The sequence below is a fragment of the Ectopseudomonas toyotomiensis genome, from assembly GCF_900115695.1.
Classification (GTDB): domain Bacteria; phylum Pseudomonadota; class Gammaproteobacteria; order Pseudomonadales; family Pseudomonadaceae; genus Aquipseudomonas; species Aquipseudomonas toyotomiensis.
In genome coordinates, this window is the sequence record NZ_FOXK01000007.1 from 1 (window position 1) to 24,106 (window position 24,106).

The following is a 24,106-nucleotide window of genomic DNA, read 5'->3' on the forward strand; positions in this document are numbered from 1 at the left end:
AGATTCCTAGGCATTACTCACCCGTCCGCCGCTAAATCAAGGAGCAAGCTCCTCTCATCCGCTCGACTTGCATGTGTTAGGCCTGCCGCCAGCGTTCAATCTGAGCCATGATCAAACTCTTCAGTTCAATACTGCTTGGGTTTTGAGAAAACCCTAAACTTGGCTCAGCAATCGCAAAACTTTCAAATTAATGAAAGGTAACTCTCGAATTAACGAGTGTTGCTTTGTGATGCTGATAATCAGTTGACTATCAGTCTTACCTCACAAGCACCCACACGAATTGCTTGATTCAGTTGTTAAAGAACAGTTGGTTAAGCCTTTCATCTCAACCGAGGCGCGCATTCTACAGCAGCCCTTGTATCTGTCAAGCTGTTTTTCGAATTTGTTTCCGGAGAAACTTCTTTCTACTCAACCACTTGCGCCTTCGATCAGAACTTCTTCTCTCCAGCGGGAGGCGCATTCTACAGCGTTCAAAACCGCTGTCAACCACCTCTTTCAAACCGCTTTCGATCCATTCGACCGAACCACCAACAGAACCAAACCACCGCCCTGTCGACCGGCGCGCATTCTACACGCCAGATCTAGCTTTGCAAGCCCTTCATTCAACTTAACTTATTGATTAACAAGCAGTTTTTGAAGCGCTTCATCGCTGAAGTGGCGCGCATTCTACATCCAGCAGAATGCGCGTCAAGCCTATATTTCGATTTTCTTTGGATTCTCTCGAAAAAGGACGCCCGCTCTCTGTAATGCGCCCGCGGCAGCGGAGAGACGCATCAGCAGCAGCGCGCCACCGATCAACGCGTAAGCGAGCCATTCCCCCAGGTCAGCACGCACCACCCAGAGCATATGCAACAAGGCCAGCAGCAAGATGACGTAGATCAGGCGATGCAGCGTTTTCCACTTACGACCCAGCTTTCTAATACTGAAACGGTTCGAGGTAACGGCCAGAGCCAGCAAGCCCACAAAAGCCAATGCACCAACGATGATATAGGGGCGCTCGGAAAGATCGCGCAGCACCAGCTCCAGTCGCAACCCGGCGATAAACAGGACATAGCCGGACAGGTGCAGCGCCACGTAGGCAAAGCACCAGAGTCCTAGCTGTCGCCGCACGGCAATCCACCCACCCCATCGCGTCAACTGCTGCAAAGGGGTCATCGCCAGGGTGATCAGTAGAAGGATCAGGGCTCCGAGCCCCAGGTTATCCACCATCACCTTGCCGGGGTCAGGCCCCAGCAAATTGAAGACGGCGCAGTACAGCCAATACAGCGGCGGTACCGATGCAGCCAGGAATACGCCGACGCGCCAGAGCCTGTAGCGCATTAGTAGTACCTCGACAGATCCATGCCCGCATAGAGGTCAGCGACCTCCTCGTAGCCATTGAACATCCGCGTATCGATCACGTTGGGGCTGAACAACCCGCTGGGCAAACGTCGCTCGGTCGCCTGCGACCAGCGCGGATGGTCGACCTGCGGATTGACGTTGGCATAGAAGCCGTACTCATTCGGCGCGATACGCTCCCAGGTAGTTTTGGGCGCCTCACCCACAAGACTTATCCGCACGATGGATTTGATGCTCTTGAACCCGTACTTCCAAGGCACTACCAGGCGCAGAGGCGCCCCATTCTGGTTTGGCAAAACACGTCCGTACATGCCGACGGCCATGAAGGCCAACGGATGCATGGCCTCATCCAGCCGCAGCCCCTCGACATAGGGCCAATCGATCAGCGAGAACCCCGAGCGTTGCCCCGGCATGCGCTCACGATCGACCAGCGTCTCGAAGCGCACATAGCGAGCCGACGAGGTGGGTTCGACCTGTTTGAGCAGATCAGCCAACGGAAAACCCAGCCAGGGAATGACCATGGACCAGGCCTCGACGCAGCGCAGCCTGTAGATACGCTCTTCGAATGCATGCGGTTTGACCAAATCCTCGATGGAGTAGCGCCCAGGCTTGCTCACTTCGCCATCGACCATCACCGTCCAGGGCTCGACCTGCAACTTGCCGGCATTGGCTGCCGGGTCGCCCTTGCCCGTACCGAACTCATAGAAGTTGTTGTAGTGCGTGGCGTCCTTGAAGGGCGTGATGCTTTCACCTTCAGCGGTTATCGCCTGCCAACGCGCCGCCGCCAGCTTCTCTTGAAACCAGCCCGGAGCCTTCGACGGCTCGACATCGGCGTAGACACCTGGAGTGTCAGCACTGGCCAGACCCGGCATGGCAGCCATGGCCGCCAGCGCCAGCGAGCCCTGCATCAGCTTGCGACGAGAGAGATAAACAGACTCGGGGGTGACTTCGGACTCGAGGGCTCGAGAGGAAGGAGGAACTCGGATGAGCATGGCGACTCCGCGACTACAGTTCGAGAAACGAACTGTAGACCACGGAGTACGGAAGAAATTACAGCGTCACACCGTTTTACGACGGCGTAATTGCAACAGGTACTGAATAGGCCCCGAAAAAGCGTAAGCGAGGAAGATCAGCAGCAGGATACGGGGCGGATCGCTGAACACCACGGCGAACACTAGCACCACGGCGAGAATGGCTACGAAGGGCACGCGCCCCTTCAGATCCAGATCCTTGAAGCTGTAGTACTTGATGTTACTGACCATCAGGCATCCCGCAGCGGCCACCAGCAGCGCCACGGCGAAGGACATGTTCGAGCCCTTGATGCCGAAGTCACTGAACGCCCAGACAGTGCCAGCAACGACACCCGCCGCAGCCGGACTGGCCAGACCGATGAAGTAGCGCTTGTCGACACTACCGATCTGCGTATTGAAACGTGCCAGGCGCAAGGCTGCACCAGCGACATAGATGAAGGCGACCATCCAGCCAACCTTGCCCATGCTGCCCAGCGCCCATTCGAATGCGAGCAACGCCGGCGCAACGCCGAAGGCCACCATGTCTGAAAGCGAGTCGTACTCGGCGCCGAATGCACTTTGCGTATTGGTCAGGCGCGCCACGCGACCATCCAGACCATCGAGCACCATGGCAACGAACACCGCGGCGGCGGCCACGTAAAAGTTGCCGTTCATAGCATTGATGATGGAGTAGAAGCCGGCGAACAGGTTGGCCGTGGTGAACAGATTGGGCAACAGGTAGATACCACGGTGACGCACCTTGCGCCCCTCCGCGTCCTGCCCTTCCTCTATGTGCTCGTCGATCGGCAGCAGGCTTTCCAGATTGTCGCCAGCCGGCTTTTGATCCTCGGGACCTTCACTCATGAACAGCACCTTGCAACGGGTTTGAAAAATTTCGACCCGGGTAGCTGAACTCAGTTCGCCACCCGGCGAGCTGGCTTTATACCAGAAGCCTCGCTACAGAACGAAAAAACGCGGCATAAAGCCGCGCTCTTTCGCACATCGCAGACCTTAGTTCTTGGTCTTGTCGACGATCTTGTTGGCAGCGATCCACGGCATCATCGCTCGCAGTTGCTCGCCGATCACTTCGATACCGTGAGCAGCGTTGTTACGACGCTTGGCAGTCATCGACGGGTAGCCCGTGGCGCCTTCGCTGATGAACATCTTGGCGTATTCGCCGTCCTGAATACGCTTCAGGGCGTTACGCATGGCCTGACGGGATTCGGCGTTGATCACTTCCGGACCAGTCACGTACTCGCCGTACTCGGCGTTGTTGGAGATCGAGTAGTTCATGTTGGCGATGCCGCCTTCGTACATGAGATCAACGATCAGCTTCAGCTCGTGCAGGCACTCGAAGTAGGCCATTTCCGGCGCGTAGCCGGCTTCTACCAGGGTTTCGAAACCGGCCTTGACCAGCTCGACGGTGCCGCCGCAGAGAACGGCCTGCTCACCGAACAGGTCGGTTTCGGTCTCGTCCTTGAAGGTGGTTTCGATGATGCCGGTACGGCCGCCACCAACGCCCGAGGCGTAGGACAGGGCAACGTTCTTGGCGTTGCCGGAAGCGTCCTGGTAAACGGCGATCAGGTCAGGGATACCGCCGCCTTTGACGAACTCGGTACGTACGGTGTGGCCCGGGGCCTTCGGCGCGATCATGATCACGTCGAGATCGGCACGCGGCACGACCTGGTTGTAGTGAATGGCGAAACCGTGGGAGAAGGCCAGGGTAGCGCCCTTCTTGATGTTCGGCTCGATCTCGTTCTTGTACAGCTGGCCCTGGAACTCGTCCGGGGTCAGGATCATGACCAGATCGGCAGCAGCGACCGCGCTGGCGACGTCAGTTACTTTCAGGCCATGAGCCTCGGCCTTGGCAACGGTAGCGGAGCCTTTGCGCAGGCCGATGGTGACGTCAACGCCGGAGTCCTTCAGGTTGCAGGCCTGGGCGTGGCCCTGGGAGCCGTAACCGATGATGGCGACTTTCTTGCCCTGGATGATGGAGAGGTCGCAATCTTTGTCGTAATAAACTTTCATGTTCTTGGCTCTTTTGAATCGAAAGGGATGGGGTGCGAGGCACCGCGACGAAGACACCTTAAGTGATCCGCACCATTGCGTAAAATGATATATTTGCAATACAACATGCCGATATATGAAACATAAATGGACAGCCATTCCCTCCGGCTTTTTCTCTCCCTGGCAGACAACCTGCACTTCGGTCGCACCAGCCGCGAGCAGCATGTAAGCCCGTCCGCACTCAGCCGCAGCATCAAGCAGCTCGAGGACGAACTGGGTGCTGCCCTGTTCGTACGCGACAACCGCTCGGTGCGCCTGACCCGAGAAGGCCAACAGTTTCGCGAGTATGCGAGCGAGGTCATCAATGGTTGGCAGGCGATTCGCCAGACCTTCATGCAGGACCAGTTGAACCTGCATGGCGAGCTGTCGCTGTATTGCTCGGTTACCGCCAGCTACAGCTTCCTCTATGACATTCTTAGCAGCTTTCGCCAGGACTACCCACGCATCGAAATGAAACTGCATACCGGAGATCCGGCCAAGGCCGTTGAACGGGTGCAGCAGGGACTGGAGGACCTGGCCATCGGCGCCCTCCCCGACAGCCTGCCGAGCGGAGTGGAATTCCAGTCGATCACTCGCTCGGAATTGCGCTTCATCGGCCCACAGGCTCCCCAGCTGTTGAACGAAGAACAACTGCGCAACCCAACTTCAGAGAGCTGGAAGGACGTGCCGATGATCCTCTCCGAGGAAGGCCTGGCCCGCACGCGCACCGACCGCTGGCTGAAAAGCCACAACATCAAACCGCGCATCTATGCCCAGGTCAGCGGCAACGAAGCGATCGTCAGCATGGTCAGTCTGGGCTTCGGTATCGGGGTGGTACCGCAGATCGTGCTGGACAACAGCCCGCTGACTGCCCGCATCCGTATCTACGATATCCAGCCACCGCTTACCGCTTATGACATTGGCCTGTTCGCACTGGAAAAGCGCCTCAAGGACCCGCTGATCGCCGCCTTCTGGAATCGTCAGCGCTGAATGCCAGACAATAAAAAGCCCCGCACCAGGCGGGGCTCTGCATTACTGCAACAATCAGATGCTCAGTACCTTGTCGCCACGCGCGATACCGGTGACACCACTGCGCACCGTTTCCAGGATCGATGCAGTGCCAACAGCCTGAATGAAACTGTCCAGTTTGTCGCTGGTGCCGGTCAGTTGCACGGTGTAGACGCTGCTGGTCACATCCACGATCTGGCCGCGGAAGATGTCGGTCGTACGCTTGACCTCGGCACGCTGGGCGCCGGTGGCCTTGATCTTGACCAGCATCAATTCGCGTTCGATGTGCGCGCTTTCCGACAGGTTGACCAGTTTGACCACCTCGACCAGCTTGTTGAGGTTCTTGGTGATCTGCTCGATCACCTCATCCTGACCAACGGTGGTGAGGGTCAGGCGCGACAGCGTCGGATCCTCGGTTGGTGCAACGGTGAGGCTTTCGATGTTGTAGTTACGCTGGGAGAACAGACCAACCACGCGCGACAGTGCGCCCGGCTCGTTTTCCAGCAGCAGGGAAATGATGTGTCGCATCTTAGGTCCGCTCCGTCTTGCTCAGCCACATGTCACGCATCGCACCGTCTCTGATCTGCATCGGATAGACGTGCTCGCTGGAATCCACCGCGATGTCGAGGAACACCAGGCGATTCTTCAGGGCGAAGGCTTCCTCCAGCTTGGGCTTGAGGTCCTTCAGCGAGGTGATGCGCATGCCGACATGGCCATAGGCCTCGGCCAGTTTGACGAAGTCCGGCAGCGACTCCATGTAGGAGTGCGAATAACGGCTGTTGTACTGCATGTCCTGCCATTGGCGAACCATGCCGAGGGTGCCGTTGTTCAGGTTGACGATCTTCACCGGCAGGTCGTACTGCAGGCAGGTCGACAGCTCCTGGATATTCATCTGGATACTGCCCTCGCCGGTGACGCACGCCACGTCGGCATCCGGGAAGTTCAGCTTGATACCCATCGCAGCCGGGAAACCGAAGCCCATGGTGCCCAGGCCGCCAGAGTTGATCCAGCGGTTGGGCTTGTTGAAACGGTAATACTGCGCAGCGAACATCTGGTGCTGGCCGACATCGGAGGTGATGAAGGCATCGCCCTTGGTCACGTCACACAGGGTTTCGATCACGGTCTGCGGCTTGATGATCGAACCGTCGCCCTCGTTGTAAGGGAACAGACGGCCGCTACCACGCCACTCGTCGATCTGTTTCCACCAGCTGGCAACGGTGTCCTTGTTCGGAGTTTCGCCGATTTCCTTGAGGATGGCGACCATCTCGGTCAGCACACTGTCCACCGGGCCAACGATCGGGATGTCGGCCTTGATGGTCTTGGAGATCGAAGCCGGGTCGATGTCGATGTGGATGATCTTGGCGTTCGGGCAGAACTTCGCCGCGCCGTTGATCACGCGGTCATCGAAGCGCGCACCGACTGCCAGGATCACGTCGGCATGGTGCATCGCCAGGTTGGCAGTGTAGCTGCCGTGCATACCGAGCATGCCGATGAACTGGCGATCGGTACCCGGATAGCCACCGAGGCCCATCAGGGTGTTGGTCACCGGCAGGTTGAGCATTTGCGCCAGCTCGGTCAGCGGCGCGGAAGCGCCGCCCATGATCACGCCACCGCCGGAGTACATGACCGGACGCTTGGCAGCCAGGAGCATCTCGGCAGCCTTGCGGATCTGGCCAGAGTGGCCACGCACCGCCGGGCTGTAGGAACGCAGCTTGACCTTCTTCGGATAGACGTACTCGAACTTCTGGGTGGGATCACCCATGTCCTTCGGAATGTCGACCACGACCGGACCGGGACGGCCGGATTCAGCGAGGTAGAACGCCTTCTTCAGCACTTCGGGGATTTCCGATGGGTGCTTGATGATGAAGCTGTGCTTCACGATCGGACGGGAAATACCGACCATGTCGGTTTCCTGGAAAGCATCGGTACCGACCATGGCACTCGGCACCTGGCCGGAGATCACCACCATCGGAATGGAGTCCATGTAGGCGGTGGCAATACCGGTGATGGCATTAGTCGCGCCGGGGCCAGAGGTCACCAGCACCACACCGGCCTTACCGGTGGCGCGGGCATAGCCGTCAGCCATATGGGTCGCTGCCTGTTCGTGACGGACCAGGATGTGGGTCACTTCCGGTTCTTTGAACAGGGCATCGTAAATATGCAGGAGAGCACCACCGGGGTACCCATAGATATGCTTAACGCCTTCGTCACGCAGGAAGCGGACGACCATTTCAGCGCCGGATAAAAGCTCCACGTTGTTCACCTCTTGAACGCCAGTATGCCACCCGACAACGGGTAGCCCTAAGTAGGTCTTACTGTCAGCGGACACGCACGACGGTGATCGTGGATTCGGAACATCAGCTTGACGAGTAACGGAGCAGCCCATGGTCTTGCGGGGCCGACCCTCCCAGCGCGAGGTAACGCGTTGCGGGTGTCACGGTTCGGCGCGGGTAGCGCCTCTTTTCCCCGAGCTGAAGGACGCTTGCGGCGGACTCCACTACGGGGAAGGCTGGATTGTTCGGGTTCGGCGAGGGCAAGTCAAGTGATGACTAACCTATTATTCAACCTGCTGCTGTGACGCAGCGCAGGATGAAGATTGCCGGCTTTTGGTTATAGTAACCATCAGCACCGCCGCTCTCGATAAAGGAAACAGCATGCGCCACATGATTCTTACTGGCACCCTGATGCTCGCTTTGAGCACATCCGCCATGGCCAGCCAGGTTTACAAGTGGGTAGATGACAAAGGCGTGACCCACTTCGGCGCGCAACCTCCGCAGGGTCAAGAGTCCACGACCATCAATACTGCGGCCCCGCCTCCACGACCTGCGCCAAGTGAGCCGGCACCGAGCATAGAAGAGCAGCTCGACCCTGAGCAGGCGGCCATCGACAAGAAGGTCAAGGAAGATGTGGCGAAGCAGGAAGCCGAGCGCAAGCAGTACTGCGAGACAGCACGCACCAACCTTGCGCAGTTGGAAAACAACCCACGCGTCAGAATTGAAGATGGTGGCGAGTTGCGCCGTATTGGCGAGGATGAACGTCAGGAACGCATCGCGGAACTGAAGAAGTCCATCACAGAAAGCTGCAAATAATGAACTACGTGCACGCCCTCAAGGCGTGCGCGTAATCAGGCGATCGAACTCGCCGAGTAGTTCAAGCAGCCGACGTGCAACGCGCGGCTGCTGCTGATAGACCATCTCCGCCATGGCCTGAATGCCCGATACTGAGGGCAATGCTGCATCGGTTTCCAGCAGAACCTTCATACGCGGTAGAAAAATCCACTGCAGCCATTGTTCGAACGCCAGCGTATCGACACAGAACGGCTCCGGGCTGGCCAGGGCCTCGGCGCTCGGCGCCTCCTCCTGCCACCAACCCTGCACACGTAACTCACGCTCGATCAGCAGCAGGTGTTCGGCCAATGCGCTTGCCCGAGCATCCATCAGAGATTGACTCGTGCGCGTTCGCGGGCCTGGGCCGCACCAGCGGGATCCCCCTGGCGCTCGCGGGCGCGGGCAATCAGATCCCACAGGCTGGCCTGCAGCGCCGGACGACCACTGGCTTGAGTCAGACCACGACGGGCCAGTTGCTCGGCCTGCGCTGCATCGCCCTGAGCCATACGAACCTCGGCAAGACGGTAGAGCACCTGCGGCTCACGCGGGGCGATGCGCTGGGCACGTTCCAGACTGGAGGCGGCGCCATTCAGATCACCACCGCCCTGTTGCTGTTGAGCAGTGGTCAGCAGCGCGAGAACCGGTCCATCCAGTTGCTCGTCAGCAGCCAGGCCGCCACCGCTGGGGATGCCACTGGGCATGCTCGGTGCCGAGTTGCCGAAGCTGCCTTGGCTGGGCGCAGAAGGCTGGCTACTCACGGGCGGATCGAAGGTCAGGCCGCCACTGGAGGTAATCGGCTGCGAGTCGGTCTGTAATGGCGTCGAGACGGCACCCTGCGGCACCATCACAACAACACCGGAGTCCTCCTCGATACGCTGCGGCGCAGCTGCGGGGGTTGGGCTGGTCGACGGACCAGAACCACCCGACGATAGTGGAGAGCCGGCATCGATCACCGGAATCGATCCCTGCGGTACCGTGCTGCAACCACTCAACACCGCCGTTGCCAGCATAGTGGCAAGCCACTTCTTGTTCACATCCAATCCTCTCAGGTAACACCGAATCACTCGATCCGGCCGTTATTCCAACCACCCTTTGACCCAGTCCATCACGGACTCGACCGGAGCCTGAATACCGCAAGCAGAGCCCGGAGCGGGTTCACTGCCGCGAATATAAGGCATCTGCACCGCATTCGGGCAGCCCGAAGCCGAACCCAGACCAGTCTGACGATCCACCCAGGCCTGGGTGACGTTGTCCGGCATCGGCATATCCAACGGCAGCGGATCCGCCTTGCGCATGAACCCGGTCCAGACCTGCAGTGCACCGGTCGCACCGGTCAGCGGGGTCGGACCGTTGTCGTCACGCCCCAGCCACACCACCGACAGCAGATCCTGACTGAAGCCAGCGAACCAGCTGTCGCGCGAGTCGTTACTGGTACCGGTCTTGCCCGCCAGATTCAGCGAGCTGGGCAGTTGGCTGTAAACCGAGCGACCAGTGCCTTCACGCATGGTGCGCTGCATGGCGTTTTGCACCAGATAGATGGCGCCTGGATCGAAGCGCTGCTGGATCTGGAATGGATAACGACCGAGCGGCTGGCCATCGGCGGTCAGCACGCTGCGAATGCCGCGCAACGGCGTATTGAAGCCACCGTTGGCCAGGGTCTGATACATGCCTGCCACTTCCATCGGCGTCAGAGCCCCCGCACCGAGCAGCATCGACGGATAGGCCGGCCACTTGCGCTCCACGCCCAGTCGCTCGAGCGTCTTGAGCACGTTGGGCACGCCGATCTCCAGGCCGAGCTTGGCCGTGGACAGGTTGTAGGACTGCGCCAACCCCTGATACAGGTAGATGGTGCCATGAGCCTTGCGGTCGTAATTCTGCGGCGTCCAGACCTGGCCATCCTGACCCTTGATGGAAAACACTTCGTCCTCCAGCCAACTGGTCAGGGTGTACTGACTGGGACGCTCCAACGCAGACAGATAAATAGCCGGTTTGATCAGCGAGCCAATCGGCCGCACGGCATCCAGCGCCCGATTGAAACCGGCAAACCGCGGCTGGCGGCTGCCAATCAATGCCTGAATTTCCCCGGTCTCAGGATTGGTCACCACCATGCCAGCCTGCACTTCATCCACACCCTTGCGCCCAGCCAGGCGCTTGAGCGTCTCGGCCAGCGCCTCTTCTGCCTTGAGCTGCAGGATCGGATCGAAGCTGGTGAAGATGCGCAGGCCTTCTTCGGTCAGATCCTGCTCACGATAGTCTTCACGCAACTGACGCTTGACTAGATCGAGGAAAGCCGGGAACGAGCTGTCAGCCATGCTGCCGCGCGCGCTCACGCCAAGCGGCTTCTGTTTGGCTGCTGCGGCTTCCTCGGGGGTGATCGAGCCTTGCTCGGCAAGCAGATCGAGCACCAGATTGCGGCGCGCCAGCGCACGCTCAGGATTGCGCCGCGGGTTGAAGTAGGTGGGGCCCTTGACCATGCCCACCAGCAACGCGACCTGCTCCAGCTTCAGCTCGGAAACCGGCTGACTGAAGAAGTACTGGCTGGCCAGACCGAAACCATGCACCGCGCGTTGACCATCCTGACCGAGGAACACCTCGTTCATATAGGCCTCGAGAATCTCGCGCTTGTCGTAGTGCAACTCGAGCAGCACCGCCATCATCGCTTCGGTGGCTTTACGCACCAGGGTGCGCTCGTTGGTCAGGTAGAAGTTCTTCACCAACTGCTGAGTCAGGGTACTGCCACCCTGCACCAGGCGCCCGGACGTGGCGTTGATCCACAGAGCACGGGCGATACCCTTGGGTGACACGCCGAAGTGATCGAAGTAGTCGCGATCCTCGACTGCCACCAGCGCATCGATCAGATAGGCCGGCACCTGATCCAGCTTGATCAGGATGCGATCTTCCTGATGCGCCGGGTAAAGCCCGCCAATCAGCAGCGGCTCGAGTCGGGCTACCGCCAGGTTGCCGCCGTTGGCCTGGGTCAGACCGGCGACGTAATCGCCAGAGAAGCGCACACGTACCTTCTGTGACGGTTCGGCACCTTCATAGAACTGAAAGCCGCGACTGTGCAGTTCGATGTTGTTACCGGCCACCGACACTGCGCCCGGCCCGTTGACCGTGCTCTCGCGGCGATAGCCCAGCGCATCGAGCTCACGCAAGAAATCGTCCTTGGCCAGCTTCTGCCCGACGAAAAGTTCGAGCGGCCTGGCGTAGACCTTCGCGGGCACCGTCCAGCGCTTGCCGGAAAACTTTTCCTGCACCACGGCATCGAGATAAACGGCAAAGCCAGCAAGGATCACCAGACCAACAAGACCGAGCTTGAGGCCCCAGGCAAACCAGGGACGCATACCGGACGAGCGGGATTTTTTGTTTGAGCGGGGGGAGCGTTTTCGAGTCATGGCGGGATTATACGCACTTTACATAGGGGCCAGCAGGCCGCCTGGATGGTTTGCAGAGCAGCTCACAGCGGCCATAATGCCCAGCTCGAACAGCGTCTAGAACAAGGATCGAACGTGAGCCAAGCCCTGATTGCCGCATTGCAGAACCCGGCCCTGTATCCGCATCCTGTGGATGGGTTTCAGGTCATTGAGACCCACATTTCCTGGGTTTTGCTCACTGGCCCCTACGCCTACAAGATCAAAAAACCGGTCAATTTCGGGTTTCTCGACTTCACCGAGCTCGATGCACGCCGTCATTTCTGCGAAGAAGAGCTACGCCTCAATCAGCGCCTGACCCAGGATTTGTATCTGGACGTGTTGCCGGTAGGCGGTAGTGAAGACGCGCCCAGTCTCGACGGCAGCACGCCAGTCATCGAATACGCGCTGAAAATGCGCCAGTTCCCGCAAGAGCAACTGCTCAGCGCCATCCAGGCACGTGGCGAACTGAACGACGCCCATATCGACGCCCTGGCCGAGCAGATCGCCACTTTTCATCTGAACGCACCGAAGGTGCCGCAGGAACATCCGCTGGGTAGCGCAGAAGCGGTAATGGTTCCGGTGCAGCAGAATTTCGACCAGATTCGGCCGATGCTCAGCGAGCAGGCAGACCTGCAGCAACTCGATGCCCTCGAGGCCTGGGCCCAGTCCAGCTACGAACGCCTGCAACCACTGCTGAGCGAACGCAAGGCACAGGGTTTCATCCGCGAATGCCATGGTGATATTCACCTGGGCAACGCCGCCCAGATCGACGGTCGAGTGGTGCTGTTCGACTGCATCGAGTTCAACGAACCCTTCCGCTTTACCGACGTCACCGCCGATATCGCCTTCCTCGCCATGGACCTCGAAGACCGCGGCCTCAAATGCCTGGCACGTCGCTTTATCAGCGGCTGGCTGGAGCGCACTGGCGATTATGCCGCCCTGCAACTGCTGAACTTCTACAAGGCCTACCGCGCCATGGTGCGCGGCAAGGTCGCGCTGTTTCGCCTGGGGCAAGAAGAGAGTTCGGTACAACGGGCGGTCATCCTGCGCCAGTACCGCGCCTATGCCGCACTGGCGGAAAGCTACAGCGCCATTCCATCGCCCTTCCTGGCCATCACCCATGGCGTCTCGGCAGTCGGCAAGAGCCACGTGGCCATGCGCCTGGTGGAAGCACTGGGCACCATCCGCCTGCGCTCCGACATCGAGCGCAAGCGCCTGTTCGGCGAACAAAGCGCCGAAGCCAAGGATCAGCTGGCCGCCGGTATCTACAGCACTGACGCCAGTCAGGCGACCTACCAGCGGCTGCATCAACTGGCGCGTCAGACACTACTGGCAGGCTTCCCCGTGGTGATCGACGCAACCTATCTCAAGGCAGCGCAACGCCAGGCCGCCAGCGAAGTCGCCGAAGAGACCGGCGTGCCCTTCCTGATTCTCGACTGCCATGCGCCGCAAGCCGTGATTGCCAGCTGGCTGGAGCAGCGCCGCAGCGCAGGCCAGGACCCTTCCGATGCGACGCTGGAAGTGATCCAGGCCCAACAAACCAGCCGCGAGCCGCTCGACGATGAGGAGCAGAGCCACAGCAAGCGTGTCGATACACATGACAGCGCAAGCCTGGACAGCCTGGTCGAGCGTATTCGCCAGCGCCTGCCAGGGATCTGAGCATGGCCCCAAGCAGTCGGCACGCCCTGCCAGGCAAACCCTGGCAGGGCTTCTATACTGCCGGTGAAGCCATCACCGGTATCCGCCATGAGTCAGCCACGCCAGCTTGATCATCCGCTCTACCACCTGCTGCACAACGACGATGTGAAAGGCTTCAATGCGCAGAAGCCAAAAGGTGTGGAGGTCGATCTGTCCGGCGGCGACTTTCGCGGGCTCGACCTGCGCAACATGGACACCGACGCCGTCAATTTCAACGACGCGTATTTTCGCGGAGCAGACCTGCGTGGCCTGGACTTTCGCAATGCCCGGATCGAAGGGGCCAGCCTGGCCCACGCGCAGATTTCTGGCGCCTACTTTCCAGCCGAACTGACCGCCGACGAGATTCTCATGTCGGTCAACTTCGGCACTCGCCTGCGCTATCGCACCAAGTAGCGCACTTCGAGCGACGACGCGAAGCACCCAGGCCATTGGCCGCTACACTTCTTGGCAGGCACGCCAACGTGAACCTTTCACCCGCACGCATGGAGGCCCGATGAACGACGAACTGCAACACCTGAAGAACCTGGGCAAGACCTCGGCGCAGTGGCTGCACGCCGTAGGGATCCACAGCGCCAACGACCTGCGTCGCTACGGCGCTGTCGGAGCCTATCGCGCGGTCAGGGCGCGCGGTTTTCGTGCATCCAAGGTGCTGCTTTACGCCATCGAGGGCGCGCTGCTCAATGTGCATTGGAGTGAGCTCCCCCCCGCGCACAAAGCCGAACTGAACGGCAAGCTGGACGAAGCCCAGAGCCACAACAAGAGCTAGCTCACAACACCAGTGCAAGGTGATTTACTCGAAGAGCCGCACAGCCTATTGTTTCAGGGACCTTCGTGTGGTCAGCCAGTCCAGCCAGTTCAAGGAATTACGGTTATGTATTTACTCGGGGAGCAACCGGCCTACGCCGATCAGTTGATCAATCGCCTGCAGAGTATCCCCACTCAGCTGCTGGAAGGGCTGCAACCCGCGGGTGAGCCACTGCGTCTGGAGCGTGTCGATGATCTGGCCCAGGTACTGCCTGGCAACCAGCTATTCATCATCGAGAACGGCCTGTTGCATGCGCTGGTCGATGAACGCCCATTGTTCTATCTGCAAGAGGGCGATCTGGTCGGCCTGCGCCAGGGCATCGACCTCCCCTCCTGCCGCTACAGCAGCGAAGAACCCATCAGCCTGATTCCCTACTCGCGCAGCGAAACGTTCCAGCACATCTATGCCAGCGAGCAGCGCCAGGAACAGTTCATTCAATATCTGATCGGCCATACCGCCCTACTGTCCGACGCACTGGCACGTCTGAAACAGCCGGAGATCCGTCCGGCGACTGGCTTCCAGCATTTCGCTGCCGGCGAGGAGCTGATTCATCAGGGCGATGAAGCTGACCACGTGTTCATCATCATCGAGGGCCACGCCGAGGCTTACGTCGACGGGCAGAAGGTCGGCGATGTGCAAAAGGACGAAATCTTCGGCGCCATGGCGGTATTCACTCGCGAGAAGCGCAGCGCCACGGTTGTCGCCAGCGAACCCTGCACGGTGATGGTGATTCCCAAGGAACAATTCCTCAGTCTGATGCAAAGCAACCCGCGCATCGCTCACAGCCTGATCGAGAGCATGGCCCGACGCATCGACCTGCTGAACAAGGAAGTCACTCAGCTGCGCTTGCCTGGGGAATCCTGAGTCTCCATCCCACCCCTCAGCGAACCCCGGCCCCGTGCCGGGTTTTTGCATTTATGAGCCCGGCAGAAACTTTCTGAGAAAAGTTCTCAAAAGGGCGTTGACTATGTAATGAGAATTGTTATTATTATCTCAACTGGTCGCGAGATCAGCCGATAAGCTAAAGAGACCATTCAGTCGGACTCTTCAGATTATCTCCTCATCAGGCTAATCACGGTTATTGACCCGGCTCTTGCCGGGTCTTTTTTTGCCTGGACAAAAGTGCGTCCTGCCGTCTCCGCACGAAGCCCTTAGCGGGGTCTAGTCGTCGACCTGAGCCAGCCAGTCCGGCAAATTGAAATGCAGGCTGATGCGCGCGATCAGCCCGTGCTGGATCTCGAAGAAGGCGCCGACGCGCATCTCGTAACGCTGCCCGCAGGCGTCCGGCAGGCCATCGTCGGTAGCCAGGTACTCGCCGATGACACGGTACTCGCAGGCGGCATGTCGCCCTTGTGGTTCGACCAAGATCACCAGCGACTCGATCATCTCGCGATAGCAATGCAGCTGCCGCTCCAGAAAAGCCGCGAATGCATCGCGCCCGTGTTCGGTGAAACCCTGATTGGGCTGCAGAATCAACTCGTCGCTGACCAGTGCCATACAGGCGCGGATATCACGATCATTGAGGGCGTTGAAATAACCTTGCAGCAGGTCGCGAACGTCGATGGACATAGGCCAGGCTCCGAATCGGCAAAGCGCCGAGGATACCTTGCAGGCCGCCCGCGAAAGGCGGCTAGGGTCGCAGTTTGGCGCAGTGATCCCGCTCCGGCTGCGCTGCCGTGAACTAGACGTAATCGGCCATGGAGGCGTCCACCGCACGGCCGACTTCGGCCAATATCAGTACTGCGTTGCCAGCCTGCGCGCTGAGGTCCGCCAGATACAGTGGAACGCCGAGGTCCTTGCGTACATGGAAGGCGCCGGCCAGCAGCACGCTGGGCTGCGGCGCCGCCAGCAATGCCTCGGTCATGCGCCGATCACGCTGTTGCTGCACAGCAAGCATCGCCGGCAACTGGCTGTCCGGCAGCAGGCCGCAGTGCGATTCACGGATATCGGCCAGCAAACGCTCCTGCACCTCGGCTGCACCAGAGCGCTCCCCCCCCGAGCACAGGGCGCTGGCGATAGATCTGCATGATCTCGGCACGATCCAGATTGGCCGCAAGCAAGGGATAGGGCTGACGCAGTTGATGCATGACCAGCGGCCCGTAAAGCGACCAATCCCATCCAGGTTGCCAGGCCAGGGTAGCGAACGGATCGGTAATCGCCTGCCCCGCGCGCGCAGTTGTCTGGGCCTGATCGACCTTGTTCTGCTGATCGGGGTTGAGCATCTCCATCAACACGCTGCCCTGCGGGCGCAGCCTGGATAGCTCGCGCAACAGCCAGAGCTGCAGGGTATGGTGATCAGGATTGTCGTGCTGCTCACCGACCAGTACCCGCTCGGCCCTTGCCAGGCGATCAAGCAGTTGTTCAGGGCTGATCGCCTGCCCGCTGGCGAGATCGACGATACGCCCCAGATCAGCATGCTCATGCCCCAGTGGAGCGAGCGGCGCAGGCGGTGGCATAGGTGAGCCCTGGCAGGCAGCCAGCATCATCAGACAGCTCAGCAGTACGACTCGCATCGAGGGCTCCAACATTCAGCGTGCAACGATCAGCGGGTGACCGCGTTCAGGATGAGTCTGCACCAGCACTTCCAGACCGAACACGGCCTGCAGGGGCTCGGCCCGCAATACTTCGGCAGGCGTACCCAGCGCATGCGCCCGGCCCTGCTCCAGCAACAGCAGGCGGTCACAGTAACGTGCGGCCAGATTGAGGTCATGGAGGATCACCAGTACCGCCGCGCCGGATTCGGCCAAACGACGAACCGCCTGCAGGCAGGTGTGCTGATGCAGCGGATCGAGCATCGAGGTCGGCTCATCGAGCAGCAGGATCTGCCCCTCACCGCCTGGCCACAACTGCGCCAGCACCCGCGCCAGGTGCACGCGCTGGCGCTCCCCGCCGGACAACGCCAGATAGCTGCGCCCCGCTAGGTGAACAGCATCGGCTGCCTGCAACGCCTGCTGCACGATCTGCGCATCGCGCACGCGACCGCTGTCATGGGGCAGACGGCCCATGGCGACCACTTCTTCTACGCGGAAGGCGAAATTCAGACTGGAGCTCTGCGGCAGGACAGCCAGGCGCCTGGCGCGCTCCGGTCCGGCCCAGTCATCGAGCGCGCGCTGATCCAGCGTCACCTGCCCGGCGCTGGCCGGCAGCTCGCCGGTCATCGCCGCCAGCAAGGTGCTCTTGCCCGCACCGTTGGGCCCCAGTACACCCAGCACTTCGCCGGGGTGCAACTGCAGATCGATGCCACTGAGCACCACGCCCTGCCCGCGGCGGACTTCCAGCTGTTCGACCCGCAGCATCAGCTTCGCCCCCGCACCAGCAGATAGAGAAAGAACGGCGCACCAATCAGCGCCGTGACGATGCCGATCGGTAACTCGGCAGGCGCAAGCGCCAGGCGCGCGATCAGGTCGGCCAGCAGCAGCAGGCTCGCGCCGGCCAACGCCGAGGCAGGCAGCAACAGGCGATGATCGGGGCCCACCAGCAAGCGCATCAGATGCGGCACCACAAGGCCGATGAAGCCGATCAGGCCGGCGGCCGCCACCGCAGCACCGACACCCAATGCCGTACAGAACACCAGCTCGCGCTTGAGGCGCTCGACATCGAAACCGAGGTGGCGTGCCTCCGACTCGCCCAGCAGCAGCGCGTTCAGCGCCCGCGCCCGTCGCGGCAACCACAGCGCCACGGCCAACGTGGCCAGCAACAGCGGCCAGAGCCGCGTGTAACTGGCACCATTGAGGCTGCCCAGGTTCCAGAAGGTCAGGGTACGCAGGGTCGCATCGTCCGCCAGGTAGGTGAACAGGCCGATGGCCGCACCGGCCAGCGCGGTCAGGGCGATACCCGCTAACAACATGGTCGCCACATTGGTCTGCCCGTCACGTCGGCCCAGACGGTAGACCAACGCCGTGACCAGCAAACCACCGACGAAGGCACAGGCCGACAGCAGATAGGGCGCGAAGGCTTCCGGCAAGCCGCCGAACGCAGCGCCGCCGACAATGGCCACCGCAGCGCCCAGCGCGGCGCCGCTGGAGACGCCGACCAGACCGGGGTCAGCCAGTGGATTGCGAAACAACCCCTGCATCGCCACGCCACAGAGCGCCAGCACCATGCCTACGGCCAGCCCAAGCAAGGTGCGCGGCATGCGGATCTGCGACAGGATCAATTCCGCCTGCTGGATCGATGCATCCGCCGCGAGAGGCAGGCCCAGCAAACGCAACGCAGCACGCATGGTATCGCCCAATGGCAGACTGACCGGTCCGAGCGCCAGCGACAGCCACAGCACGAGCACGAGCAGCAGGCCCAGTGCGATGAACAATGGGCGCGTCGAAAAAGAGGAGGTCATGGCTCGCGCTTGGCTTCGGTTGTCGGAAATTGGCTGGCAGGATAAAAGCCTGCGGCTAGCATCGCCAGCCCATCCGGCACGCGCGGCCCCAGGCCACCGACCAGCAGGGTCGGGTCCAGCGCCAGTAAACGTCCCTCGCGCGCCGCGCGGGTACCGGCCAGGGCAGGGTTCTGCTGCAGCAGGGCCTGCCTGGCTGCGTCACCCTCCAAGGCGCGATCAGCCACCACCACGACCTGCGGATCGAGCGCCAGCAGCGCTTCGTTGGACAACGCCTTGTAGCCGCTGTGACTGGCCAGGTTGCGCCCGCCGGCACGGCTGATCAGCCAATCTGCAGCGGTGTCGATACCACCCACCAGCGGACTGCCACCGGCATGACCGAGCAATAGCAACACACCAGGCACGTCCTGACTGCGCTGCGCCTGCTCGACCCATTGCTGCTGGGTCTGCAGGCGCTCCTGGTAATCGGTAAAGGCGCGTTGCCCTGCCGCCTCATCACCGAGCAACTGGCCCAGGCGCTTCAGGTTGGCCTGCAGGCTATCCAACTCGGCTCGCGCAGTCAGGCGTTCGATACGCACACCCGCCGCCGCCAATTGCGCGAGCACTGGTGGCGGGCCCATCTCCTCGCTGCCGAGCAGCAGGTCCGGACGCAGGGCGAGAATGCCCTCGGCCGCCAGTTGCCGCTGATAACCGACGCTGGGCAGCTTGGTCAGCGAGGCGGGATGACGACTGGTAGTATCGACGCCCACCAGCTTGCTCTCACCGCCAAGCAGCACCACCCACTCACTCAGCGCGCCACCGGAACTCACCCAGCGCTGCGGCAAGGGCTCGGCTGCCAGTACCAGATTGGGAAACAGCAGGACAGCCACCAGGCCGCCCAGGATATTGGCAAGACGCATGATCTCGACTCCTCGAAGGTGACATCGACCGGCCCCTGCGGGAGGCCGGCACACTCGGTTCAGGCCAGCACAGGTAATGATTCGACCAGCTCGCGCCAGTCGGCGCGCTCGGCCATGCCCGGCTTGCGCGCACCGAACAGCTGGACCACCAGCTCGCCCTCGGCATCGAAGGCCTCCAGACTGGTGATCACCCCGTCAATGCTGGGTTTGCGCACGCGCCACAACTCGACCACACCGCGCGTCTGCAGATGCAGGTTGAAGTCGGGGTCAAGCACGTTGAACCAGCTGTCCATCCAGCGCAGGTTGTGCACCGGACCAGTGTGAATCTGAATGCAGTGGCGGTTGCCGACGAACACCATGATCGGCACTTCAAGGGCAGCAGCCTGCTCCATCAGCGCCGTCAACTCAGAAGTCGCCAACGGTTGCGCCCATTGCTCACCCGCCAGGCGCAACGCCTGGGTACGGGCCACCTCATGCTTCTTCAAAAGGGCGAAGAAATGGTGGGTGTCCTGCAGCGTCGCCCAGCCTTCACGCAGCGCCTGACTGTCGACCTCCGCATCGGCCTTGCGCACCGGCGCGGCTGGCGGCGGCAACAACTGCAATTCGGCGCTCTGCTCGCCAGCGAAGCGTTCGACCAGCGGCTGCCAGGCGCTCAGCTCACTGCGTTCGGTCAGGTAGACCTTGTGCACGGCAATGCCCTGCTGATCGAACACCTGGATGCTGCGCTGGGTGCCCTTGGCGGTTTGCTCGGCGACGGCGAACACGCTGGCCCATCCACCAAGGAAAAGACGCAGGTCGATATCGGCAGACACCACCAGGCCCATTTGTCCAGATGCGGCAACACTCACCTCGCGGTACAGCCCCTTGCGTTCATGGACACAGTGCTCGTTGCGAGTCAGCACCATCACATGGCCGAGCGCGCCGAGTGCCGGCAGCAACTCGGCCCAATCCGGGCGCAGCCGCTGGGTGTCGATGCCCAGACGGCTTGCAGTCAGCTCGGCCTCGCTCACGCCCAGCTGCGCTGCCGCCTCGCGAGCGCGCAGACGTGGTTGTTGCAGGCGTAACGCTTGCCAAGCCTGGAAAAGATCGACCGCCTGAGCGGCAGCAGTTGGAGCGGTACTCATGGGAACAGTCCTTCCTCGCGGGCGATTGCCAGTCTCTTTGCAGCACTGATGCTAGGCCGGCACCAACAAAACAGAGCGATAATCTACATGAGAATCACTTATATATGGAGTAGTAATCTGCCGCCCCAATCATGGCAACGCCGCCAACCTCGGGCTTAGGCGTCATACCTGAGCATGGATGCGCCCTCTTTCTTCTTGCGGGATAATCCGCCCCTCTTGCGGCGCTATGCGCCCCCTCTCAGGAGGGAGAAGATCATCAGAGGTCGCCACTAAGCGACTTCCACGCTAACGGGAAACCGCGATGATTCGCCTGTGCGCCCCACACGAACTGGCCGAAGGTCAGAGCCGGGGCTTTGTGATCGACCAATTGAACCTGCTCGCCGTGCGCAGGGCTGGCCAGGTGCATGCCTACCTCAACCGTTGCCCGCATCGTGGCATTGCATTGGAATGGCAGAAGGACGATTTTCTCGATGACAGCGGCAGCCTGATCCGCTGCGCGACCCATGGCGCGCTGTTTCTGATCGAGAACGGCGAATGCGTGGCGGGCCCCTGCGAGGGGCAGGCACTGCAGAGACTGACGTGCAGGGAAGATGCGAACGGGATCTGGATCGCGCCGTAGGGTGCGCCATACGCACCAGGCGATATGGATGATGTCGCAATTGTTGCGGACAGGATGTAGCAAAGAGTCGGTGCGCGCAGCGCACCCTACCCCAGTACTTCCAGCCGACGAACCAGGGCGATCCCCTCGGAACTGAGCTCGGCGCCATAAGCCAGCACCTCAACCCCCGATGCCTTGGCTTCGCGCAAGCCGGCCGCGTAGGCAGGGTCGATTTCCTCGGCAGCGCGCACGGCGCGGATACCGGAAAGGTTCACGCAATACAGCTGCACGGTCCGCACACCGACACGCGCCAGCGCTGCCAGCTCGCGCAGGTGCTTGGCGCCTCGCTGCGTCACCGCATCGGGAAAGGCCGCCACGTCGCTATCATCGAAGCCCAGCGTCACGCTCTTGACCTCGACATAGACCGGCCCTTCCGGGTAGTTCAGACGAAAGTCGGCGCGGCTGTTCTCCACCCCGTAGGCCACCTCGCGCTTGAGCGCGGTGAAGCCGGCCAACTCGGTGATCAGCCCGGCACGCAGCGCCTCTTCCACCAGCGCATTGGCCCGCGCGGTATTGATGCAGGCCAGACGCCCTTGCGGCGTTTCGCTGATTTCCCAACTGCCCGGTAACTTGCGCTTGGGATCATTGCTGCGACTGAACCACACCCGGCACCCTTCGCTCATGCAATTGAGCATCGAGCCGGTGTTGGCGCAGTGGATGGTCATCTGCTCTCCGCTGGCGGTCTCGATATCGGCGAGAAAGCGCTTGTAGCGGCGCAACAGACGCCCCTCTTCCAGCGGCGGATCAAAGCGCATCAGGCTTCCAGCTCTTCAGGCCACGGGCGATACGCTCGACCGCCTGCTGCAGGCGCTCGACATTCTGCGTGTAGGCGAAACGCACATGGTGCCCGGCCTGGTAACGGCCGAAATCCAGGCCCGGGGTGAAGGCCACATGCTCGGTTTCGATGAAGTGCCTACAGAAAGCGAAGGCGTCGCCGCCGAAGGCGCTGATATCTGCATATAGATAGAAGGCACCTTCCGGCTCCACGGCGATAGCAAAGCCCAGCTCGCGCAACGCCGGCAGCAGGTAGTCGCGGCGGCGCTGAAATTCGTGACGGCGCTCTTCGAGGATCGCCAACGTGGCCGGCTCGAAGCAAGCCAGCGCGGCATGCTGGGCCATGCTCGGCGCACTGATGTAGAGGTTCTGCGCCAGCTTTTCCAGCTCCGGCACGGCCGCCTCGGGCGCCACCAGCCAGCCCAGGCGCCAGCCGGTCATACCGAAATATTTGGAGAAACTGTTGAGCACGAAGGCATCGTTATCCACCTCCAGCACGCTCGGCGCGTCGCAGCCGTAGGTTAGGCCGTGGTAGATCTCGTCCACCACCATATGGCCGCCGCGCTGCTTGAGGCAGGTCGATAGCGCCGCCAGCTCGTCCTTGTGCAGTAGGGTGCCGGTCGGGTTGGCCGGCGACGCGACCAGGGCGCCGACGCTGTCCGAGTCCCAATGCCGCTCCACCAGGTGCGGAGTGAGCTGGTAACGCACGTCCGGGCCGACCGGCACCAGTTGCGCGGCGCCTTCGACCAGGCGCAGGAAGTGGCGGTTGCAGGGATAGCCCGGGTCGGCCAGTAGCCAGTGCTTGCCGGGATCGACCAGCAGGCTGGCGGCCAGCAGCAACGCACCCGAGCCGCCCGGCGTCACCAGAATGCGCTGCGGGTCGACATTCAACCGGTAACGTTCGGCATAGAAGCCGGCGATGGCTTCACGCAGCTGCGGCAGGCCACGCGCGGCGGTGTAACGGGTATGCCCGGCAGCCAGTGCGGCCTGCCCGGCGCGGATGATCGGCTCGGCGGTGGTGAAATCCGGCTCGCCAATCTCCAGATGAATCACATCGTGACCAGCCGCCTGCAATTCGTTGGCACGCGCCAGCAAGGCCATCACATGAAAGGGTTCGATGGCGCGACTGCGCGCACTGTAGAGCTGGGCCATGGGTCTGTCTTCAGGGTTGCGAGGCGCGGATTCTAGCAGGGCAGCTTGAGCCCGCGGCAAGGTCGCCAAAGCGCCGCTACGCTTACTGGCCAGTCACATGCAGATTTCGTTCATACCCCGGGACAGGGCAGAGACAACCGGGAGTAGCGCGCCCCGATTCGATCTGGTAAGTTCGCCGGCTTGCAGTCGCAGGGCCGGACAAACGCCTGGCAATGGAATAACCTGCGCGATGGATTAGAAAGAGTGAGAGGCGTCATCCATGCCCACAAAAGAAAAAGCCAAAAGCACCAGCCAGCTGATTCGTGGTTTCGAGCCTTATCAAGAGAAGAAGGGCGAGGAATACATGAGCGAGCCGATGCGCGCTCACTTCACCAGCATCCTCAATAAGTGGAAGCTGGAGCTGATGCAGGAAGTCGACCGTACCGTGCACCACATGCAGGACGAAGCGGCCAACTTCCCGGACCCGGCCGACCGCGCCAGCCAGGAAGAAGAGTTCAGCCTGGAACTGCGCGCCCGTGACCGCGAGCGCAAGCTGATCAAGAAGATCGACGAGACGCTGCAACTGATCGAAGACAACGATTACGGTTGGTGCGACTCCTGTGGTGTTGAAATCGGCATCCGCCGCCTCGAAGCCCGCCCGACCGCGACTCTTTGCATCGACTGCAAGACGCTGGCGGAAATCAAGGAAAAGCAGATCGGTTCCTGATCTGACGACGGGGCGCTTAGGCGCCCCGCTCTGTT

24 protein-coding genes, 1 rRNA gene and 1 pseudogene are annotated in these 24,106 nt (G+C 61.2%); 8 read left to right on the forward strand and 18 right to left on the reverse strand.

Annotation, left to right across the window (positions count from 1 at the left end; translation table 11 throughout):
* From BM186_RS14915 to ilvC, 5 genes are all read right to left on the reverse strand, one after another.
* Window positions 1-127, reverse strand: a 16S ribosomal RNA gene (locus BM186_RS14915); the annotation flags it as partial.
* Window positions 128-693: 566 nt separating this feature from the next.
* Entirely contained in the window at window positions 694-1,320 is a 627-nt protein-coding gene (gene msrQ, locus BM186_RS14920; protein WP_074916266.1) for a protein-methionine-sulfoxide reductase heme-binding subunit MsrQ, read from the reverse strand.
* The gene (gene msrP / locus BM186_RS14925) at window positions 1,320-2,330 is read right to left on the reverse strand and encodes a protein-methionine-sulfoxide reductase catalytic subunit MsrP (RefSeq protein WP_026088415.1); all 1,011 of its coding nucleotides are present in this window, start codon (window positions 2,328-2,330) and stop codon (window positions 1,320-1,322) included. Before msrP ends, msrQ begins: the two co-directional genes overlap by 1 nt.
* 66 nt (window positions 2,331-2,396) lie before the next feature.
* Complete coding sequence (gene pssA / locus BM186_RS14930) at window positions 2,397-3,212, reverse strand: CDP-diacylglycerol--serine O-phosphatidyltransferase (protein WP_074916267.1); 816 nt, start codon at window positions 3,210-3,212, stop codon at window positions 2,397-2,399.
* Window positions 3,213-3,359: 147 nt separating this feature from the next.
* Window positions 3,360-4,376 (reverse strand): ketol-acid reductoisomerase, encoded by a 1,017-nt coding sequence (gene ilvC, locus BM186_RS14935; protein WP_011921089.1) that lies wholly within the window; start codon window positions 4,374-4,376, stop codon window positions 3,360-3,362.
* Window positions 4,377-4,502: 126 nt separating this feature from the next.
* On the opposite strand from ilvC, the gene ilvY reads away from it, so the two are divergent.
* Window positions 4,503-5,384 carry an HTH-type transcriptional activator IlvY gene (gene ilvY, locus BM186_RS14940; RefSeq protein ID WP_072424227.1) on the forward strand — a complete coding sequence of 294 codons (882 nt, stop codon included), beginning with the start codon at window positions 4,503-4,505 and terminating at the stop codon, window positions 5,382-5,384.
* 54 nt (window positions 5,385-5,438) lie between these two features.
* On the opposite strand, the gene ilvN is transcribed toward ilvY, so the two are convergent.
* Window positions 5,439-5,930 (reverse strand): acetolactate synthase small subunit, encoded by a 492-nt coding sequence (gene ilvN, locus BM186_RS14945; protein WP_003462832.1) that lies wholly within the window; start codon window positions 5,928-5,930, stop codon window positions 5,439-5,441.
* 1 nt (window position 5,931) lies between these two features.
* Entirely contained in the window at window positions 5,932-7,656 is a 1,725-nt protein-coding gene (locus BM186_RS14950) for an acetolactate synthase 3 large subunit (RefSeq protein ID WP_072424228.1), read from the reverse strand.
* A 400-nt stretch (window positions 7,657-8,056) separates the two neighbouring features.
* Between BM186_RS14950 and BM186_RS14955 the strand changes: the two genes are divergently transcribed.
* Window positions 8,057-8,491 (forward strand): DUF4124 domain-containing protein, encoded by a 435-nt coding sequence (locus BM186_RS14955; protein ID WP_074916269.1) that lies wholly within the window; start codon window positions 8,057-8,059, stop codon window positions 8,489-8,491.
* An 18-nt stretch (window positions 8,492-8,509) separates the two neighbouring features.
* On the opposite strand, the gene BM186_RS14960 is transcribed toward BM186_RS14955, so the two are convergent.
* From BM186_RS14960 to mrcB, 3 genes are all read right to left on the reverse strand, one after another.
* The gene (locus tag BM186_RS14960) at window positions 8,510-8,839 is read right to left on the reverse strand and encodes a YqcC family protein (RefSeq protein WP_074916271.1); all 330 of its coding nucleotides are present in this window, start codon (window positions 8,837-8,839) and stop codon (window positions 8,510-8,512) included.
* Complete coding sequence (locus BM186_RS14965; protein ID WP_074916273.1) at window positions 8,839-9,519, reverse strand: tetratricopeptide repeat protein; 681 nt, start codon at window positions 9,517-9,519, stop codon at window positions 8,839-8,841. Before BM186_RS14965 ends, BM186_RS14960 begins: the two co-directional genes overlap by 1 nt.
* Before the next feature lie 66 nt (window positions 9,520-9,585).
* The gene (gene mrcB / locus BM186_RS14970) at window positions 9,586-11,904 is read right to left on the reverse strand and encodes a penicillin-binding protein 1B (RefSeq protein ID WP_139228014.1); all 2,319 of its coding nucleotides are present in this window, start codon (window positions 11,902-11,904) and stop codon (window positions 9,586-9,588) included.
* Window positions 11,905-12,018: 114 nt separating this feature from the next.
* On the opposite strand from mrcB, the gene BM186_RS14975 reads away from it, so the two are divergent.
* From BM186_RS14975 to BM186_RS14990, 4 genes are all read left to right on the forward strand, one after another.
* A complete protein-coding gene (locus BM186_RS14975; RefSeq protein WP_074916276.1) occupies window positions 12,019-13,581 on the forward strand; it encodes a bifunctional aminoglycoside phosphotransferase/ATP-binding protein in 1,563 nt (520 codons plus the stop codon).
* 87 nt (window positions 13,582-13,668) lie between these two features.
* Complete coding sequence (locus tag BM186_RS14980; protein ID WP_072424234.1) at window positions 13,669-14,013, forward strand: pentapeptide repeat-containing protein; 345 nt, start codon at window positions 13,669-13,671, stop codon at window positions 14,011-14,013.
* Between the two features lie 100 nt (window positions 14,014-14,113).
* Window positions 14,114-14,386 (forward strand): TfoX/Sxy family protein, encoded by a 273-nt coding sequence (locus BM186_RS14985; RefSeq protein WP_017675298.1) that lies wholly within the window; start codon window positions 14,114-14,116, stop codon window positions 14,384-14,386.
* 105 nt (window positions 14,387-14,491) lie between these two features.
* Window positions 14,492-15,289 (forward strand): cyclic nucleotide-binding domain-containing protein, encoded by a 798-nt coding sequence (locus tag BM186_RS14990; protein WP_017675299.1) that lies wholly within the window; start codon window positions 14,492-14,494, stop codon window positions 15,287-15,289.
* 297 nt (window positions 15,290-15,586) lie between these two features.
* Here the strand turns inward: BM186_RS14990 and BM186_RS14995 are convergent, their stop codons facing one another.
* The 6 genes and pseudogenes from BM186_RS14995 to BM186_RS15020 form a co-directional block, all read right to left on the reverse strand.
* Entirely contained in the window at window positions 15,587-15,994 is a 408-nt protein-coding gene (locus BM186_RS14995) for a nuclear transport factor 2 family protein (RefSeq protein WP_074916279.1), read from the reverse strand.
* Between the two features lie 112 nt (window positions 15,995-16,106).
* A pseudogene (locus tag BM186_RS15000) lies at window positions 16,107-16,938 on the reverse strand (ChaN family lipoprotein).
* Window positions 16,939-16,953: 15 nt separating this feature from the next.
* Window positions 16,954-17,721 (reverse strand): heme ABC transporter ATP-binding protein, encoded by a 768-nt coding sequence (locus BM186_RS15005; RefSeq protein WP_021489307.1) that lies wholly within the window; start codon window positions 17,719-17,721, stop codon window positions 16,954-16,956.
* The gene (locus BM186_RS15010) at window positions 17,721-18,761 is read right to left on the reverse strand and encodes a FecCD family ABC transporter permease (RefSeq protein ID WP_074916280.1); all 1,041 of its coding nucleotides are present in this window, start codon (window positions 18,759-18,761) and stop codon (window positions 17,721-17,723) included. Before BM186_RS15010 ends, BM186_RS15005 begins: the two co-directional genes overlap by 1 nt.
* Complete coding sequence (locus BM186_RS15015; protein WP_074916282.1) at window positions 18,758-19,657, reverse strand: heme/hemin ABC transporter substrate-binding protein; 900 nt, start codon at window positions 19,655-19,657, stop codon at window positions 18,758-18,760. The genes BM186_RS15010 and BM186_RS15015 overlap by 4 nt, the downstream gene beginning before the upstream one ends.
* A gap of 59 nt (window positions 19,658-19,716) precedes the next feature.
* Window positions 19,717-20,781, reverse strand: coding sequence for a hemin-degrading factor (locus BM186_RS15020; protein WP_074916284.1), 1,065 nt, complete (start codon window positions 20,779-20,781; stop codon window positions 19,717-19,719).
* Window positions 20,782-21,082: 301 nt separating this feature from the next.
* On the opposite strand from BM186_RS15020, the gene BM186_RS15025 reads away from it, so the two are divergent.
* On the forward strand, window positions 21,083-21,400 hold the full coding sequence (locus BM186_RS15025; RefSeq protein ID WP_074916286.1) for a Rieske (2Fe-2S) protein: 318 nt from the start codon (window positions 21,083-21,085) through the stop codon (window positions 21,398-21,400).
* A gap of 86 nt (window positions 21,401-21,486) precedes the next feature.
* Here BM186_RS15025 and sfsA read toward each other — a convergent pair whose 3' ends face one another.
* Both sfsA and BM186_RS15035 read right to left on the reverse strand, forming a co-directional pair.
* On the reverse strand, window positions 21,487-22,194 hold the full coding sequence (gene sfsA, locus BM186_RS15030; RefSeq protein ID WP_074916288.1) for a DNA/RNA nuclease SfsA: 708 nt from the start codon (window positions 22,192-22,194) through the stop codon (window positions 21,487-21,489).
* Window positions 22,184-23,365, reverse strand: a complete 1,182-nt coding sequence (locus BM186_RS15035; protein WP_074916290.1) for a pyridoxal phosphate-dependent aminotransferase — start codon at window positions 23,363-23,365, stop codon at window positions 22,184-22,186. Before BM186_RS15035 ends, sfsA begins: the two co-directional genes overlap by 11 nt.
* A 259-nt stretch (window positions 23,366-23,624) precedes the next feature.
* On the opposite strand from BM186_RS15035, the gene dksA reads away from it, so the two are divergent.
* Entirely contained in the window at window positions 23,625-24,071 is a 447-nt protein-coding gene (gene dksA, locus BM186_RS15040) for an RNA polymerase-binding protein DksA (RefSeq protein WP_017675309.1), read from the forward strand.
* Window positions 24,072-24,106: the final 35 nt, after the last annotated feature.